A 16,236-nucleotide genomic window follows, 5' to 3' on the forward strand; every position below is an offset into this window, starting at 1 on the left:
TATGATGTCCCGTAACGTGATTTCACCAGAAGGCGATTCTGTAGGTTTCGAACCAGGAATTGAACAAGATGGTGAACGAGCACCGTCCGGTTACATCGGGAGTATGAGAGTTGCAAATCATACGTTGGCCGTAGCTCTTCAACGTCTTATCGACGAAAATCTGTTATTTGAAGCTGATTTCTACACCGTGCTCTCACTAATTCCGGGAATCTCGATACATGATGAAGCGTTCCTCACAGACGCGCTCATCAACTTTTTCGAAGAAAAATACGCCGAAGCAATTCACTTGGCAATACCTCGGTTAGAGAGTGTTACAGCAAACGTCTACGAAGAGATGGGTAAAGCACCAACCAAAAACCAAGGAAACGTCTACCAGCAAAAAGGGTTAGGTGGCTTGTTCGGACTGATCGAAGAAGATGTCAGTCTGAACTTCGGAAAATATCTTCAGTACAGATATACCAACACCTCAGGCCAAAACATTAGAAATCGTGTAGCACACGGACAAATCAGATACGGTGCAAACGACTACAAACTAGCCTCAACACTACTATTAGACATATACAGAGTCGCAGCCAGAATCTCAGCCACTTACATCGAAAGTAATGACTTGAATTGAATCTGGATGATCTGTTGAACAAAGACCGCTCTGTACAAGAGATCGTCAAACAAGACAGAAATATTATACAACGGAGAATGTCGGAGAACAATGTACGGAGAGTCGGTAACTGAATGTCGTTCTAGGATTTGAAGGAAATGTTATAAGCCTAGGCCGGGATTTGAACCCGGGCTCTCGTCCTTACCAAGGACGCGCTTTACCGCTAAGCTACCCAGGCGCGTTCGTTCGTTGACCGGAGCCGACTTTAGGGGTTTCGATCCGGGTCCGTCACGAGACGAATACGCACGCCAGCGACGGGAAGAGACGGCGTCCCGTAACGGAGTTATCGATCGGTCGCGCTCACGGTCCGCTCCGAGATGTCGGCGATTCGATCGGCGGTCGTCTCGGGGAGCGCTCGACCCGGCGGCGGGAACTCCCCACCGTAGTCGGCCGCGAGCTCGCGAGCGTACGCCAACAGCTCCTCGGGGGGGTCGCCGCCGACCGCGGTGGTGCCGGCGATCACGGCGAGCTCGAGCGCGTCGACCTCCAGGTTGCGGTCGAGCGCCGTGGCCGTTTCGGGGTCGACGGTTTCCCGACTCCGGATCGTCTGGTCGCGACCGAACGCACGGACGACGTCGACGGCGGCTGCCGCGGCGTCGGTACACGCCAGAAGCGAGAATCCGCGGGAGACGAGCACGTCGGCGGCGAGCATCTCCATGTCCGCGTCGATGTCGGCGTCGTGAGTTGCGGCGGTCGCCCACGGCTCCTCGTGTGCTAGCCGGCGGGTGAGCCGGAGCCCCTCGTATATCAGCTGCACTCCGGCAGCACGGTCGACCACCTGCTCGGTCGGTACGGTCGCTTCGAGAGCACGGGCGGTGACGAGCGACAGGACGCCGGGTGTCACCGCCGCGTCAAGCAGTCGCTCGTCGATGGCTGCACGCAGTTGCTCGGGTTCGACATCCACGAGCGCATCGCGTGCGGCCTCACGCGCCCGCGCGGCATCGTCCATTACGTCAGCGTAGCGCCGGCAGGGGCAAAGACCTTTGGAAACGACGGAGGGATCACCCACGATCCGCAGCCGTGACGGCGACGATCGGAGGCAACGATCGGGGGCGACAATCGGGTCCGATCCCGACTCTCGCCCGAGCGACGAGCAGCCGAACGACAACCGCCGCCACCGACCCTGCACGACGACCGATTCCCGAACGGTTAACCGCGCTCCGGCCGCGACGAGAGATATGAGTGAAGCCGCGGACACGGTGTTCGTGAACGCCGAGGTCCACACGGTAACGGGTCCCGACGAGACGTACGAGGCGGTCGCGGTTCGGGACGGTCGGATCGTCCGCGTCGGGTCGACGTACGACGTCACGTTTCTCGCCGGCGTCGACACCGATGTCGTCGACCTCGACGGTCGGGTGTTGCTGCCGGGGTTTATCGACGCACACACGCACCTGACGACCGTGGGCCGATACCTCGTGCACGCGGATCTCTCGGCCGCCGACTCCCCCGAAGCGGCGGTCGATCTGTTGACCGACCGCGCGGCGGAGCTGGAGGAGACACGGGACGCGTGGGTGCTCGGCTACGGCTACGACGAGTCGACCTGGGAGGACGAGCGCTATCTGACGCGTGCGGACCTCGACCGCGTCCCCACCGACCGTCCGGTTGCGGCGTTCCGAGAGGACATGCACGTCGCCACGGTGGACTCCGTCGTTCTCGATCGGTTCGCGGACGCCCTCGCCGCGGAACCGGACGGAACCGTGCCGACCGACGAGAGCGGCGAACCGACGGGCGTTCTGCTGGAGACGGCGATCGACCCGATCTACGAGGCCGTCGAGCCCGGTCGTCGGAACACTCGGGAGCTCGTCGAGGCCGCGCTCGCGGACTGTGCGCGGAAGGGAGTCACCGGATTCCACGATATGGTTCGAGGCTCGGAGGCACCCGGCGTGTACCGCGACCTCGACCGCGAGGGTGAGCTCACCGCACGGGTCCGGCTCAACTACTGGAGCGACCACCTCGACGCGTTGAACGAGGTCGGGCTCCGAACGAACGCCGGCTCCGAGCTCGTCGAAACCGGAGCGATCAAGTCGTACACCGACGGAACGATCGGTGGTCACACAGCGAAGCTCTCCGAACCGTATGCGGACCGACCCGACGAAACCGGTCGGTGGGTGGTCGCTCCGGACGAGCTGCGGAACATGGTTACGGACGCAACCACGAACGGGTTCCAGTTCACCGCCCATGCGATCGGCGACGAGGCGGTCGACGCCGTACTCGACGCCTACGATCGTGCCGCAGTCGACGACCCGGGCGACGCCCGGCATCGGATCGAACACGTCGAGCTCGCCACCGACGAGGCGATCGACCGTATCGCCGATATGGGCGTCGTTGCGAGCGTGCAGCCGAACTTCCACAAGTGGGCCGACGAGGGGGGATTGTACGACTCGCGACTCGACGACCGCCGGACGGAGACGAACCGCTTCCGAGACATGCTCGATGCGGGCGTCAAGCTCGCGTTCGGCTCCGACGGCATGCCGATGGACCCTCTGCTCGGCGTGCATCACGCCGTCAACGCGCCGGACGAGTCCCAGCGACTCACGGTGAGCGAAGCGATCGAGGCGTACACGACCGGCGCGGCGTACGCCGGCTTCGACGAGGACCGACGTGGAACGATCGAGACCGGAACGGACGCTGACCTCGTCGCTCTCGCGGAGTCTCCGTGGGAGCACCCGGAGCGAATCCGAGAGATCGACGTGTCGATGACCGTGGTCGGCGGGGAGATCGTCTACGACGGTCGGTGACCGTAGCTCGCAAGCACTGCCACAATACAGTAGTTATTAATCATGTAGTTCCAACGTGCGCGTATGGCAGAGATAGCGGTCGAGTACGCGACGGGTAAGCGCCTCTGGACCGAAGCTGAAACGGCACGGCGGCTGATCGACGCGCACCTCGGCGATCGGTCCGACGTCGACGACGTGGTGCTGTCGCCGTCGTCGGAGTCGATATTCTGTGTCAGCGTCGAGGGCGACCGTATCTGGTGTACGAACCCCGGCGAGTGGATCGATTCGATGGAGGCGGTATCGGCTGCACGGCGGCGGCTCGCGGAGCTGGCTCGATCCGACCCACAGTGAGTACGATCACCGGCCCGCCGGTCTCAACCGGCTACCGCCGCCCGATGTCGAACGAACTCCCTGAGAAGTTTTCCGGCGACTGCGGCGGCCTGTCCGTCGTCGCGGTCGTTCACCTCCACGACGTCGAAGCCGTCCGCGTGGGGTGCGACCGTCCGCACCAGATCACGGACCTCCCGAGGCGATAGTCCGAACGGCTCCATCGTCCCAGTTCCGGGAGCAAACCCCGGGTCGAGACCGTCAACATCGACGGAGCAGTACACGGACTCCCCGGCGAACGTGTCGGCGTCGAGCCCGTCGAGCCAGCCGTGAGCGTCCCCCGGCGCGACGACCTCCACGTCCGCGTCGGCAACTCGTTCCCACTCCGCCGGGGAGCCGGTCCGTGCCCCCACGACGACGACGCGGTCGACGACATCGAGCGCGCGTCGAGTCACGCAGGCGTGATTCCACCGATTGCCGTCGTACTCCTCCCTGAGGTCGAGGTGCGCGTCACAGACGACGAGAACGTCGGGAGCAGTCGCCTCGACGCCGGCGTACGTGATCGTGTGTTCTCCACCGACGAGGAGTGGAACGGCGTCGTCGAGGACGATGCTCCGGACCTCCGCGGCGAGATGATCGAGATACGCCGGCACGTCGTCCCACGGATGGACGTCACCGGCGTCGTGGACGCCGAGTTCGGAGAAGAACGTCTCCGTCCGGTGGTCGTAGTCGTCGTACGTGCGTGAAAACCGCCGGATCCGGTCCGGCCCGAACCGGGTACCCGGCTGAAACGTGGTCGTGGCGTCGAGCGGAGCGCCGACGACCACGTAGGAAGCAGCCGCGCGGTCCGCCGTCGCTCCCGGAAACATCGACTATCCGACGACTTTTCGCTGACCCTCGTACTCGAGGTACTCGATGTTGTCGTCCGAGGAGAACTCCTCTTCCTCGGGGATGCGCATGGTAAACGTCTCGTACGTGTCCAAGTCCATCACCTGTGCGTCGTTTCCGGAGACGGAGACGACCTGTCCCTGTTTCCGTTGGATGATCGGCACCCACACCTTCGCGTCGACCGGTTGCGAGAGCGAGCGTTTCCTGTCGTCGAACACGCCCTTCCCCTCGATCCGGGCCTTCGCACTCCCGTGTTTCCCGGGTTTGGCGGTGCTGTAGTGGTTGATCTTGCAGGGGGCGTCGTCCATCATGACGTAGCTTCCCTCCTGTAGTTCGCGAACCTGCTTCTGCTCTCGCGGCATATCACCGTTTTCCCGCGGGGCAGGTATAAACGGTTTGGAACGTCGTCGGAGGAGAAACGATGTCGTCGGAGACGCCGACCGGTCGGGGATCCGGTAGCGCTCGCCGAGCCACCCGCGCTCGTCCCGGCAGCTCACTCGGACGGTGTCATCCACTCGCTCGCCTGCGGCTCGTTGGGATCCGTGATCACCTCGACGAGGGCGGGGCCGTCATGGGCGACGGCGGCAGCGACCGCATCACCGAGCTCGTCGCGGTCACGGACGCGCTCACCGGAAACGCCCATCCCCTCAGCGACCGCGACGAGGTTGAGTCCCGACTCATCCCAGCCGTACGCACCGGTCTCGAATCCGTACGACCGCTCGGCCTCCTCGCTGATGATCGCGTAGTCGTCGTTGTTCAGGGCGACGACCGTGACGTCGAGTCTCTCGGTCGCCAACGTGTGGAGTTCGTGGACACACATCATGAGTCCGCCGTCGCCGGTGAGCGCCACGATCGGTCGGTCGGAATTCGCGAGCGCAGCCCCGATCGCGGACGGAACGCCGGTCCCCATCGTCGCCCACGAGCCCGGATTGACGTACGACCGCGGCCCCATCGCCTCGAACGCCACGAGCGTCCAGATTCTGAATCCGCCCGCGTCGGCCGTGACGATCGCCTCGTCGGGGATGACCGACCGAACCTCCCGAACGACTTCGACGGACCGCAGGGGTGTGTCAGCGTCGCGGTCTGCCGCGAGCGCCTCGAACCGCTCGCGGTCCGCCACCCGAACCGAACGTGCCCGGGATACGCCGTCCGTCGAGGCGTGCCCGTCGTCCGGGTCGGAGCGCTCGACGTCCGGGTCGGGGCGTCCGCTCGGCAGCTCGTCGAGAAGCGCCGACAGGAATCGGTCGGCGTCGGAGACGACACCGAGGTCGGTGTCGTAGCCGAACCCGATGTCGTCGGCCTCGAGCGTCACGTGGATCAGCGACTCGGGGAGCGCCACGGACCACGTCGACGTCGCGACCGCGTCGAGGTCGGAGCCGACGACGAGTCCCACGTCCGACGCCGCGAGCAGTCCGCGAAGCTCGGAGCTTGCCCCGCCACAGAGCACGCCGGCGGACAGCGGATGCGACTCCGGAATCGACCCCTTTCCCTTATACGTCGTGACCACCGGGGCGTCGAGGTGCTCGGCCACGCGACGAAGTCGCTCGGTCGCGCCCGATCGTCGAACGCCGCCACCGGCGAGCACGACAGGGGTCTCCGCCACGGACAGCAGCTCGCTTGCTCGGGTCACGGCAGACGCCGAGGGGGTGGGGGGCGTCCGCACGGATCGCTCGGCGGGAGCCGCCTGCGGCGTCCGGCTCGCGAGCACGTCCTTCGGGATACCGATCCGAACCGGTCCCTGCGGGTGTTCGCGAGCGGTCCGGATCGCCTCGCTCACGGCGGCGACTGCGCCCGCCGGCGACTCGACCAGAACGTTCCTTTTCACCACGGTGTCGTACGTCTCCGGCGGTGTCTCGTGGATCCCGTCCCCGCCGCGAACGTCACGTTCTGTTTCGACCGCGAGGTGGACCATCGGGACTGCGTCGTTGAGCGCGTTCTTCAGTCCGTTCATCGCGTTCATGTCGCCCGGGCCCGGCACGACCACCGTCGCGGCCATCGCTCCCGGCTGGCTCGTCTCGGCGTACCCCCATGCCTGGTGGGTGACGGCCGTCTCGTGACGAGCAACGATGAACTCCGCGTCACGGTCGGCAAGCGCCCGATTCAACGGAAGCGTCTGCTTACCGGGAATCCCGAACACCGTGTCGATCCCGGCGTCAAGAAGACGGTCGACAACCGCCTCGGCGACGGAGGGGCGCTCGTGACCGTCAAGATGCCGGTGTTCGGCGCTGTCGACACTCGTTTCCGGATCCGTGTCATCCATAGTCGGCGCTTGCCGGACACGATGTTGAAAGCTTCGGCCGTGGCGTTCCCCGTGAGCGGGCGGTCAGGGCGACGGAGCTCGGCGCTTCGCGGGCGGCAGACGAACCGCTTCCGTCACCGGCTCTTCGAGCGGGAGCTCCATGCGGATGTCGCCGTCGCGGTCGACCACGGTGAACCCGATCCGGCGATACACCGAAAGGGCGGTACGGTTCGAAGCCTCGACGTGGAGTTCGAGCGCCTTCCTGCCGTGTTCCGACGCTGCCGCGACTGCGTGCCGACACAGCTCCGTTCCGATCCCCCGCCCCTGAAACTCCGGATGGACGAACACCGCGAGCTCCGGTCGCGGATCGTCGGTCGCCGTGTACACCACGTGCCCCACGAGCCGGTCCCGACCAGCCGCGACTACGTTGGTGCCGTCCGAAAGCAGCGTGTCGATCCACGACCGACGACGGTGGTCGACCGCCGGCGGCACGCCCTGAGCGCGGTCGCGAACACCGAACGCCTCGTACATCTCGTCGAGTCGGTCACGATCCCCGTCGCGTGCCGGACGGAGCGTCCATCGCGCGCCGTGTTTGTCGACGAACCGAGGACAGCGAGGGGGACAGTGCTCCGTGCCCACGCATTCGGAGCTGTTCCAGCCGTCACACCCCACGCCGGTCGGGTCGCTCATACGCGATCGTTGGAGAGCCCGGAACTTATGTACCGAGTCGCGGTATCAGTTTCTGAGAATCGACAGTAAAAAAGAGCATAATACAGCCCAGCGTACTCGCGTGTCCGGAACGAGGACTACTCCGATGACATCGACTGAAACACTTCCCCGTCCGGTCCAAGAGCTGCTTGACCGGCAGCCGGATTCGCTTCGTGCGATCGTCGTCTCGACCGACGAGGGCGTCGAACCGCTGTTCTTTCGGGACGACGTGGAGGCGGACGCGGATCCGGACACGCTGGAGCGAAAAGCTGGAGTGCTCTCTTCGGTCGTCGAGTCCGGTGGCCAGCGAACGCCGTTCGGAGCGTATCGCACCGGGATCAGGATCTACGACGAGGTCGCCGTCGTACACCTCCCCGTCGACGGTGAAACGGACGGAAGCGTGGTGATCTCGGCCGATGCTGACGGGATCGATCCGGCGGCTGCGGTGACGTCGCTGCTTTTCGAGTGGGAGTGAGCGTCGGTTCGAGGACGAGTGACGGCCGGTTCGGAGCGAACGGCTAGTGATCGCCGCCGCTTCGGACCCGATTACCGTGTGCTCTGCGCGCGCGTGCACCTATCGCATCCGCAATGCCCGACGCAAGCGAGTCGAACATCGTCGAGAACTCGTGGTCGGCCCAGACGACCGGCGTCCCGTACTCCGTATCGATAGCTGCCAGATCAGGGATGTGACCGAACACGGGAAGCTTCGACCCATCGGTGAGTCGCTCACCGCCGAGATGCTCGACGCGCCGGTCCGTCTCCTCACAACCCGTACCGTTCGACATCTCGATGACGCCGAGCGGCGGCCGCACCCATCCATCCGCTCGGTCGGGGCGTTCCCATCCGTTCGCGGTCGACGTACTCGATTCCGAGGACACCGGTTGCGATTCCCGGGCCGATCTCGTTGACGCCGCGACCACGACCGGGCCCGTCGTCGAGAGACGGTCGGAACGCGCGGTTCGGAGTTCGCTTTCGTCGGACTGGACGGCGACGAACAGGTAGTCCAGCCCGCCCCATTCGATGTCGCGTGCAGCCCGCTCGATCGTCGACGCCCTCGCGACTGACACGCCGTACACCGTCGCCGGCGTCCCCGACGTGACCGAGGCGTCCGTCACGGCTCCGTCCGCCACGTCGTCGCTGACCCCGTCACCCAGTGCGAGCACGCCGACGCGGGCACCGATCCGGGAGAGCGCGAACGCCACGTTGACCGTCACCGTCGAGACGTCGACCGCACCCCCGCGACCAACGAACGGAACGACGTTTCTGATGCTCGGAAGTCGCCCACGCCGGGCACGTGCCCGTCCGCGTGTCCCAACGACCGTAACGATCTCCCGGTCGAAGAAGCGCAACGCCTCGTGGACATCCTCGACGATCCGTCTTTCGTTCGGCGCGTACGGTGCGTACAACCCCATCTCGACGACGATCAGGTCGCGGTCGACGCTCACGTCGTCGACGAGCCCGAGCGACACGATGTCGTCGCCGAGGACGGGGTCGTCGACCGTTCGAAGCTGGGCGTACAGTTCGTCACACGTCGGGGGCCCGATCCCGTCCGTGACCCGAGGGTCGGAGATCCGACACCCTGCAGTCGGGGGCTGTGGCGCGTCTGACATGGGTGGTCAATACGAACATCTTGTCTTCCGTCCGTATCCCCGTTCGGCTCCAATATCCAGAATGTTAAAAGATGAAGATCGTCGGAGGGAAGCGGGTCGAGGGTGCCCGCTGAGAGCATGTCGGAGCGACTGCACGAACGAGTCGAACGAACCGCACGAACGAGGTGGACGGATCCAGGTGCGCGACCGAAGTTGGTCGGTAGATTTTAGCCGGTTCCGAGCACATGATCCGATATGAGCACGAAAGCGAAACTCGTCGTCGTACTGGCGCTCGTCGTCGTCGCGTACTTCCTGTTTGCCGGTGACAAACAGCCGGTCGAAGTCGAGTAGCGGAGCACGTGAACGCACCCCGGGGTCAAGCCCCGGGGCAGTCGCCTTGTACCGCTTGTACACCGAGCAGAGTCGATCCGCAACACCCGAATTTTTACCCGTCTACCTCCCTAGCGGCTCGTATGTACGGGGTCGTCACGCGCAACGCCGACGAGGTGGAGATGGATCCGTTCGACGTCGGCTTCTACGAGGTGAAAGACGTCACGGGACGGGCCGCGGCACCGCTTCCGAACGCCGTGAACATGGTGTCGTGTTTCGGGGACAACGCGGCCGCGGGCGAGAACCCGGAGCTCGTTCCGGTCGACGAGCGCGGCGAGCCCGCGACACGCGATCGCGAGTACTTCGACTGGGCGTACATCTGTCCGACCCATCCCGAGTACCGACGGGGGCTCCTCGAGATCATCGAGGACTGCGCCGCGGAGGCAGACGACGTCCGACTCGACGATGTCGGGTTTCCGCGGGAGGGGTTCTGCCGCTGCGACCGCTGTGAACGGCTGTTTACGGAGAGCGACCACGACGACCGCACCGCGTGGCGAGCCGACGTCATCACCGAGTTCGTCGCCGACGCCAGCGACCGGATCCCCGGACGCACGCTGCTGACGCTGTACCCCGACCCGTACCCCGGCCACCTGTGTGAACGGTCGGGACTCGACATCGATCGCCTCACGGAGCACGTCGACGAGTTCGTCGTCCCCGTGTACGATACGGCGTACGGAACCACCTACTGGCTCGAATCCATCGCTCGCGGGTTTCGGTCGCTGCTCGGCGGCGACTACGACGTCCACGGCGCACCCCCGGACACCCCGTTCTCCTTGGAGCTGTACGCCGTCGACGTCGACGTCGACGAGCTGATCCACGCGACCGAAGTCGCCGAGACGTACGCGAAAGACGTCCTGTTCGGCTACGACGCCAGCAACGCCGCAGCCGCGCTCCGCCGCAAGGATGCCGATGCGCGCGAGGGGAAGATACACCGGCCCGAGTGAGGCTACACCGGCCCGAGTGAGGCTACACCGGCCCGAGTGAGGCTACACCGGCCCGAGTGAGGCTACACCGCCCCCGAGTGAGGCCACCACGCGAGTCACATTCCGGCACCGACGGCGCACGTTTTTACGTCCGGCACGCGTCCTCGCGGCACGATGACCGAACCAGCGGACGATGCGCACGTCGAACGTCGCGAGTACGATCCGAGCGCGGACCACCCGTTTCCCGACGAGCGGCTCAACGCCGTCTTAGAGTCGATCACGGCCGACGAGGAGATCACGACGTATCTGGAGGCGCAGAACGTGAACGCGGTCACTCGGAAGGGGTACAACGACCACGGAACGAAACACATCGAGATCGTCCGTGACCGCGCACTTCGTCTGTACGAACTGTTGAAACGCGGCGGCGTCGAGTTTAACGGCGCACGCGATCAGGGGCTGGACGAGGCCGACGAGCCGGTGATCATCGCGCTGGCGGCGACGCTGCACGACATCGGCCACGTCGTTCACCGCGACGACCACTCGTACTACTCGCTGCCGCTGGCGGCGGACATCCTCGATCGGCTGCTCGAGGAGTTCTACGACACGGCCAAGCGAGTCCGGATAAAGTCGGAGGTGTTACACGCGATCCTCTGTCATCACACCGAAGAACAACCCCTCACCCGCGAGGCGGGCGTCATCCGGATCGCCGACGGACTCGACATGGAGCGCGGTCGCTCGCGGGTACCCTACGAGAAGGGAGGACGCGGGATCAACACCGTCTCCTCGCAGGCGATAGAGCAGGTCCTCCTGTGTGAAGGCGAGCGATCGCCGGTCAGCGTGGAGATCAGGATGTTGAACGCCGCGGGCGTGTATCAGGTCGACTCGCTTCTCAAAGCCAAGGTCGACGGCTCCCTGCTCGAACAGGAGGTTCGTATCGTCGCCATCAACAGCAAGGAGAACGGGGACGACTCGATCGTCGAGCGGATCGAGCTGTAGCCGCCTTGCTCGCGTCGTCAGCGAAACTCGTCGAGTCGGCGCTGAGCCGGCGGCACGCGCCGGGTGTCGCTCTCGCGGTCGACTCCGAGTAGTCGCGGCAGCGCCGTGTCGGCGAACGTGAGCGCGATCACCAACACGATCGGCGCGAGAAAGAGCCCGTGAAAGCCGAAGACGACCGGGCCGAACACGTACGCCAACATCAGCAGCCCGACGTGGGTGGTTTTGCCGCTGAAGTACGGCCGGAGAACGATATCCGGAATCGTATCGACGACCACGACCACGACCGCGAGAAAGCCCGCGACGTACACGAGTAGTCCGAGTTCGTTATCGAGGACGATCGGCGTCGCCGCGGCCGCCGCCAGCGGGAAGTAGACGACTTTCATGCCGACGACCGGGATCAGACTCGCGATCCCGGTGAGCGCACCCGCAAGCGCGGGATACGGAACCTGTGCTGCAGTCGGGACGGCGAGATTGTACGCGGTGTACGTCACGACCGCGATGAGCGAGATGGCGATGACGTTGAGCAGATTCCCGTAGAGGACGGCCTCGAGCTCCGCGTCGGCCGCTTCTAAATACTCCCTGACGATAGCCTCGTCGTCGAACGAGAGCAGCCAGTCGTGGAAGCGTGAGCCGTCGAGAAGCAGGTAGTAGGTAACGATCACGGCGATGAGTGCGTTGAGCGCGAACCCGGTCACCGTGTTCGTCAAAAGCGCCGCGTGCTCGGCGAGGAGTTCGATGAGCGGGTCGAAGTCGCCGGAGCGATACGTCTCGATCAGGCCTTCGAACGTGGGGTCAGTGAGATCCGCCAACCCCTGGATCCACGCCTCCTCGGCACCCACCGTCTCGGCTACGGGATACTGGTCGATGAAGCGTCGCGCCTCGAGTACGATCAGCACGACCGTGTAGCTCAACAGCCCGATCAGCGGGACGCCGATGAGCGAGATGGCGGCCGCCGCGCGGATCCGTGCGGGGAGCCGGAACCGTTCGAGGCCGTGGTAGAACCGTCGCGTGGAGTAGTACAGGAACACCGCGACCGTCAGCGGGGCGACGAATCGGTAGGCGATGTAGCCGGTGATTCCGGCGACTGCCAGTCCGAAGAGGGCGATGACGAAACGCTTCTCGTCCATGAAGGCCCGTCTTGGTGGCCCGGCTTCAACTTTGCCCCGAAAGAGGCTCCGATCCGAGCGTCACCTCGACGACGACCGTCGCCGAGGCCGTGCCAGGGCTTGAGGAGACGAGACCGCGACAAAAACGGCCCGCCAAGGGACGAGACCGCTACAGTAGCGGCGTTAGTCCGAACGCGTCGACGAGCGGCACGCCCGCAACGACGGAGCCCAGGAGATATCCGCCGATCGCGCCGCCGTTTAACAAGGGGAGTCCGGCGTGGGCACGTCCCTTCATCACCCAGCTCATGAGCACGAGCAGTCCCAGAACCGTGCCGCCCATGGCAAGCAGCGCGGGAAGGTTGATCCCGATGAGCGGCACTGAGAGGCTTGGCGCGGGCGAGAACGTCGCCGCGCTGGCGACCAACACTGCGGGAATGACCGCGTCGCCGAGACCGATAAAGAAGGCGTCACGGGAGCCGTCCTCGGGAGGAGCCGCGTCGTCTTCCCGATCGCTTCCTGTATCGTCCTCCACACTAGCCGTCGGGTCGGCTTCTCCCCGGTCCGGTGTGTCACTCGCCGCGCCAGCCATCGTATCGTCCACCGTCTGCGCCTCGGTCTCGTGAACGTCGGCAGCACCGGAGAAATCGTCGTCGAGCAGCGAGTACGACAGCGACAGTGGGATGACGAGCACCACCGGAATGTTGAGATCCATGACGCCCTCGGCAAGCGACAGCATGTGCTCGGTTCCGTACACCGAGATCGCGTCGTACACCGCGAGGAAGACGAGCAGGATCAACGCGGGTAAAATTCCGAAGGTGATCCCGAACAGGCCAGCAGCGCCGGCGCCCATCAACACGCCGGCAGCGTCGATGACGTACCACTCCGGATGGACCAGCAACCCGACAGCGACGGCGACGGCCGGAATTGCAGCGAGAAGCGGCGGAAGCACCGCAGCGAACACGTACCACGCGAGCCAGCCGGAAACGCCGACGATCAGGAGCCGGATCGCCCAGTCGAACTCGTATCGGAACGCCGCCAGCATGAGCCCCGTCATGACGAGAATGGCGGCGATGTAGATCAGACTGTTCGTCGGGTCCTGCGGGTCATCGACCGGCTGGTAGCCGCTCTCGGCGAACTCCGGAACCAGCGCGAGAGCACCGATCTGCACCACGACGAACAGCGCGACCGCGAACGCAACGCCGCGGTACTCACGGGGGAGCATCTGTGTATCCGTAGGCGAACGGGGGGTTTCGTCCTTGCGCTTTCTCCGCGACCACGAACATCGCGGATCGAAGCCCGTCGCGTCAACCGTCCGGAGCGGACGCCACGTCGTCGAGCAGTCGATCGACATCGGCCTCCGTGTCGATATCGACCGAAACGATCGCCGTGCATCCGTCGAGGACGGCACGGTTCGGGGTCGCGACATCGCCGACGGCCACGGTCACGTCGGCGGCCGTCGCAAGCTCGCGAGCGCGAGACACCGCCTCGGACCCGGATCCAACGCGCTCGAACGGCGGCACGGTGACGACGGTCGCTTCGGCTGCGTCTCCCGCTCGCGCCGCAACGTCTCCCTCGGGAACGACGCCCACGGAGAGCGTGTGTCCGGCGGCCGAAAGCCGACCGATCGCGCGGGCCGCATCCGGGCCGGTGCCGATGACGTGGACTCGTCGCGCCGCGGCGTCAGTGGCGGGGAACGACGTCACGGTCGGACGACCGGTCGTTGGGTTGCGACCGACGAACGCCTCGGCGTCGAACGCCGTTTTGAGGCTTCGTGCCGTCAACACGGCCTCCGGCGGTCCGGCAGCGCTGACCTCGCCGTCGGCGAGCAGAACGATCTCGTCACAGTATCGCGCCGCCATCTCGAGGTCGTGAATCGCGGCGACGGCGGCTTTCCCCTCGACGACGCGCTCGCGCACGAGTTCCAGCGTCCGGATCGCGTGGTTCACGTCGAGGCTCGCCGTCGGCTCGTCGAGCAGGAGCGCCGGCGTCTCCTGTGCGAGCGCCCGAGCCAGCAGGACGCGGCCACGCTCACCGCCAGACAGCTCCGTGATCGGACGGTCGGCGAACTGCTCGACGTCCGCGGCGGCCATCGCCGCTCGAACCGCCGCCGCGTCGTCGCCGTCGTGACTCCCGAAGCGGTCGACGTGGGGCGTTCGCCCCATCTCGACGACGTTCCGAACGGGAAAGTCGAACGAGAGACTCGTCTCCTGTGGCACGCTTGCGACGCGTCGACCCGTGCGCTTTGCGGACAGCTCCGACACCGGATCACCGGCCAGCCGAACCTCGCCCGCATCCGGAGTCAGCGTCCCCTTGATCGCCCGCAGCAGAGTCGTTTTCCCCGCCCCGTTCGGGCCGACGAGCCCGACGAGCGTTCCCGACGCAACGTCGACGTCGACGCCGGACAGCACCGACAGCTCGCCGAACGAGACGGAGAGATCTCGAACGCGTATCACCGGCGTTTGTCCGCCAGCGTGGGTGCCGGCTTTCGGCCCATTCCCGTCGCCGGGCGTCTCCTCTCCGGCGTCCGTGTTGGGGGTATCGTCGGTGCTCACAGCTCGTGCACCTCACGTTTCGTAAGCAGGTAGATGAAGAAGGGTGCGCCGACTGCGGCGGTGACGACTCCCACCGGAAGCTCCGCGCTTCCCGACCGGGCGAGCGTGTCGGCAGCGACGAGAAAGGAGCCACCGGCGAGAGCGGCGGTCGGCAGCAGAACGCGGTGGTCGGGGCCGACGACGAGTCGGAGCATATGTGGAACGATCAGGCCGACGAAGCCGATGACGCCCGCAAACGCCACCCCGGCGGCAGTGATCAACGAGGAGGCTGCGAGCAGGATCCGCTTGGTCCGTTCGACCTCGATCCCGAGCCCCTGTGCCTCCTCTTCACCGAGGAGGAGGACGTTGAGATCGCGAGCGTACGCGAGGAGGATGATGAAAAGCGGCGGGACGATGAGCACCGTCACCGTCACGTCGCTCCATGAGGCGGCCGAGAGATGGCCCATCAGCCACGCGACGATCCGGCGGAGCGACTCCCCGGCCTGTAGCTGGAGGTACGAGATCACCGCGCCGAGGAACGTCTGCACGGCGACGCCGGCGAGAAGCAGCGTCGCAACCGGCGTCCGACCGTGGCGCGTCGCGATGGCGTACACGCCGAACGCCGCCGTCACCGCGCCGACGAACGCGAAGATACTCACTCCCGCGCCGTGCGAGAGCCCCACGTTGACCGCGCCGACGACCGGAAGAGCGAGCGTCGTCGACAGCGCCACCGGGAACACGATGAACGCGACCGCGCCGACGGCCGCGCCCGAGGAGACGCCGATTATCGACGGGTCGGCCATCGGGTTCCTGAAAAACCCCTGCATGACGGTGCCGGCGGCCGCGAGCGCGAAGCCGACGACCGCCGCGAGCAGGATCCGCGGCAGCCGGACGTACATCACGATCCGATGGTGGACGTCATCGACCGGGAACGAGAACGGCGACCGGTAGACGATATCCAGCGTCGGCACGAACAGCGCACCTGCCTCCCGAGAGCCGGTCTCGACTCCCGCAGGTACGACGAGCGCGTTCAACGCCACCTTTAGCACCTCTCCCGGCGGGATCCGGACTGGCCCGATCCCGGCGCTGACGACCACGACGGCGACGAGCAGCGCGGCTAACCCGGCGGACCACGCCGTCGCTCTCGCGGTCGCTCCCATTCGGTTA

16 protein-coding genes and 1 tRNA gene are annotated in these 16,236 nt (G+C 65.5%); 6 read left to right on the forward strand and 11 right to left on the reverse strand.

The genetic code is table 11. From position 1 onward, the window contains the following. The first annotated feature begins 1 nt into the window (after position 1). Positions 2-616, forward strand: a complete 615-nt coding sequence (locus tag ACYQ0R_RS02865; RefSeq protein ID WP_459820833.1) for a hypothetical protein — start codon at positions 2-4, stop codon at positions 614-616. A 145-nt stretch (positions 617-761) separates the two neighbouring features. On the opposite strand, the gene ACYQ0R_RS02870 is transcribed toward ACYQ0R_RS02865, so the two are convergent. Then, positions 762-833, reverse strand: a tRNA-Thr gene (locus ACYQ0R_RS02870). 105 nt (positions 834-938) lie between these two features. Next, complete coding sequence (locus ACYQ0R_RS02875; RefSeq protein ID WP_459820834.1) at positions 939-1,604, reverse strand: DUF7114 family protein; 666 nt, start codon at positions 1,602-1,604, stop codon at positions 939-941. A gap of 229 nt (positions 1,605-1,833) precedes the next feature. Here ACYQ0R_RS02875 and ACYQ0R_RS02880 point away from each other — a divergent pair, with 229 nt between their 5' ends. Both ACYQ0R_RS02880 and ACYQ0R_RS02885 read left to right on the forward strand, forming a co-directional pair. Next, positions 1,834-3,393 (forward strand): amidohydrolase, encoded by a 1,560-nt coding sequence (locus ACYQ0R_RS02880; protein WP_459820835.1) that lies wholly within the window; start codon positions 1,834-1,836, stop codon positions 3,391-3,393. A gap of 63 nt (positions 3,394-3,456) precedes the next feature. After that, the gene (locus tag ACYQ0R_RS02885) at positions 3,457-3,723 is read left to right on the forward strand and encodes a hypothetical protein (RefSeq protein ID WP_459820836.1); all 267 of its coding nucleotides are present in this window, start codon (positions 3,457-3,459) and stop codon (positions 3,721-3,723) included. 23 nt (positions 3,724-3,746) lie between these two features. Here ACYQ0R_RS02885 and speB read toward each other — a convergent pair whose 3' ends face one another. The 4 genes from speB to ACYQ0R_RS02905 all read right to left on the reverse strand — a co-directional run bounded on the left by speB (position 3,747) and on the right by ACYQ0R_RS02905 (position 7,516). Then, positions 3,747-4,568: an agmatinase gene (speB, locus tag ACYQ0R_RS02890; protein WP_459820837.1), complete on the reverse strand. Its 822-nt coding sequence runs from the start codon at positions 4,566-4,568 to the stop codon at positions 3,747-3,749. Between the two features lie 3 nt (positions 4,569-4,571). Next, the gene (locus ACYQ0R_RS02895; protein WP_459820838.1) at positions 4,572-4,949 is read right to left on the reverse strand and encodes a translation initiation factor IF-5A; all 378 of its coding nucleotides are present in this window, start codon (positions 4,947-4,949) and stop codon (positions 4,572-4,574) included. Between the two features lie 131 nt (positions 4,950-5,080). Next, entirely contained in the window at positions 5,081-6,847 is a 1,767-nt protein-coding gene (locus ACYQ0R_RS02900; RefSeq protein ID WP_459820839.1) for a thiamine pyrophosphate-binding protein, read from the reverse strand. A 63-nt stretch (positions 6,848-6,910) separates the two neighbouring features. Next, positions 6,911-7,516 carry a GNAT family N-acetyltransferase gene (locus tag ACYQ0R_RS02905; RefSeq protein WP_459820840.1) on the reverse strand — a complete coding sequence of 202 codons (606 nt, stop codon included), beginning with the start codon at positions 7,514-7,516 and terminating at the stop codon, positions 6,911-6,913. Between the two features lie 124 nt (positions 7,517-7,640). Between ACYQ0R_RS02905 and ACYQ0R_RS02910 the strand changes: the two genes are divergently transcribed. Beyond that, entirely contained in the window at positions 7,641-8,009 is a 369-nt protein-coding gene (locus ACYQ0R_RS02910; RefSeq protein ID WP_459820841.1) for a DUF7522 family protein, read from the forward strand. Positions 8,010-8,052: 43 nt separating this feature from the next. Here the strand turns inward: ACYQ0R_RS02910 and ACYQ0R_RS02915 are convergent, their stop codons facing one another. Beyond that, positions 8,053-9,144, reverse strand: a complete 1,092-nt coding sequence (locus tag ACYQ0R_RS02915; RefSeq protein WP_459820842.1) for an iron-sulfur cluster assembly protein — start codon at positions 9,142-9,144, stop codon at positions 8,053-8,055. A 452-nt stretch (positions 9,145-9,596) separates the two neighbouring features. On the opposite strand from ACYQ0R_RS02915, the gene ACYQ0R_RS02920 reads away from it, so the two are divergent. Together ACYQ0R_RS02920 and ACYQ0R_RS02925 are read left to right on the forward strand one after the other, a co-directional pair. Beyond that, on the forward strand, positions 9,597-10,457 hold the full coding sequence (locus ACYQ0R_RS02920; RefSeq protein ID WP_459820843.1) for a hypothetical protein: 861 nt from the start codon (positions 9,597-9,599) through the stop codon (positions 10,455-10,457). A 153-nt stretch (positions 10,458-10,610) separates the two neighbouring features. Beyond that, complete coding sequence (locus ACYQ0R_RS02925) at positions 10,611-11,432, forward strand: HD domain-containing protein (RefSeq protein ID WP_459820844.1); 822 nt, start codon at positions 10,611-10,613, stop codon at positions 11,430-11,432. Between the two features lie 17 nt (positions 11,433-11,449). On the opposite strand, the gene ACYQ0R_RS02930 is transcribed toward ACYQ0R_RS02925, so the two are convergent. The 4 genes from ACYQ0R_RS02930 to btuC form a co-directional block, all read right to left on the reverse strand. Further along, positions 11,450-12,559 carry an AI-2E family transporter gene (locus ACYQ0R_RS02930; RefSeq protein ID WP_459820845.1) on the reverse strand — a complete coding sequence of 370 codons (1,110 nt, stop codon included), beginning with the start codon at positions 12,557-12,559 and terminating at the stop codon, positions 11,450-11,452. A gap of 148 nt (positions 12,560-12,707) precedes the next feature. Further along, complete coding sequence (locus tag ACYQ0R_RS02935; protein ID WP_459820846.1) at positions 12,708-13,760, reverse strand: presenilin family intramembrane aspartyl protease PSH; 1,053 nt, start codon at positions 13,758-13,760, stop codon at positions 12,708-12,710. Positions 13,761-13,842: 82 nt separating this feature from the next. Further along, the gene (locus ACYQ0R_RS02940) at positions 13,843-15,090 is read right to left on the reverse strand and encodes a heme ABC transporter ATP-binding protein (protein WP_459820847.1); all 1,248 of its coding nucleotides are present in this window, start codon (positions 15,088-15,090) and stop codon (positions 13,843-13,845) included. Further along, positions 15,087-16,229 carry a vitamin B12 ABC transporter permease BtuC gene (gene btuC, locus ACYQ0R_RS02945; RefSeq protein WP_459820848.1) on the reverse strand — a complete coding sequence of 381 codons (1,143 nt, stop codon included), beginning with the start codon at positions 16,227-16,229 and terminating at the stop codon, positions 15,087-15,089. The genes ACYQ0R_RS02940 and btuC overlap by 4 nt, the downstream gene beginning before the upstream one ends. Positions 16,230-16,236: the final 7 nt, after the last annotated feature.

The sequence above is a fragment of the Halorubrum luteum genome (assembly GCF_054652935.1).

Coding starts and splice junctions, on each gene's coding strand:
- ACYQ0R_RS02865 (WP_459820833.1), top strand. CDS start 2: ATGATGTCCCGTAACGTGATTTCACCAGAAGGCGATTCTGTAGGTTTC.
- ACYQ0R_RS02875 (WP_459820834.1), bottom strand. CDS start 1,604: ATGGACGATGCCGCGCGGGCGCGTGAGGCCGCACGCGATGCGCTCGTG.
- ACYQ0R_RS02880 (WP_459820835.1), top strand. CDS start 1,834: ATGAGTGAAGCCGCGGACACGGTGTTCGTGAACGCCGAGGTCCACACG.
- ACYQ0R_RS02885 (WP_459820836.1), top strand. CDS start 3,457: ATGGCAGAGATAGCGGTCGAGTACGCGACGGGTAAGCGCCTCTGGACC.
- speB (WP_459820837.1), bottom strand. CDS start 4,568: ATGTTTCCGGGAGCGACGGCGGACCGCGCGGCTGCTTCCTACGTGGTC.
- ACYQ0R_RS02895 (WP_459820838.1), bottom strand. CDS start 4,949: ATGCCGCGAGAGCAGAAGCAGGTTCGCGAACTACAGGAGGGAAGCTAC.
- ACYQ0R_RS02900 (WP_459820839.1), bottom strand. CDS start 6,847: ATGGATGACACGGATCCGGAAACGAGTGTCGACAGCGCCGAACACCGG.
- ACYQ0R_RS02905 (WP_459820840.1), bottom strand. CDS start 7,516: ATGAGCGACCCGACCGGCGTGGGGTGTGACGGCTGGAACAGCTCCGAA.
- ACYQ0R_RS02910 (WP_459820841.1), top strand. CDS start 7,641: ATGACATCGACTGAAACACTTCCCCGTCCGGTCCAAGAGCTGCTTGAC.
- ACYQ0R_RS02915 (WP_459820842.1), bottom strand. CDS start 9,144: ATGTCAGACGCGCCACAGCCCCCGACTGCAGGGTGTCGGATCTCCGAC.
- ACYQ0R_RS02920 (WP_459820843.1), top strand. CDS start 9,597: ATGTACGGGGTCGTCACGCGCAACGCCGACGAGGTGGAGATGGATCCG.
- ACYQ0R_RS02925 (WP_459820844.1), top strand. CDS start 10,611: ATGACCGAACCAGCGGACGATGCGCACGTCGAACGTCGCGAGTACGAT.
- ACYQ0R_RS02930 (WP_459820845.1), bottom strand. CDS start 12,559: ATGGACGAGAAGCGTTTCGTCATCGCCCTCTTCGGACTGGCAGTCGCC.
- ACYQ0R_RS02935 (WP_459820846.1), bottom strand. CDS start 13,760: ATGCTCCCCCGTGAGTACCGCGGCGTTGCGTTCGCGGTCGCGCTGTTC.
- btuC (WP_459820848.1), bottom strand. CDS start 16,229: ATGGGAGCGACCGCGAGAGCGACGGCGTGGTCCGCCGGGTTAGCCGCG.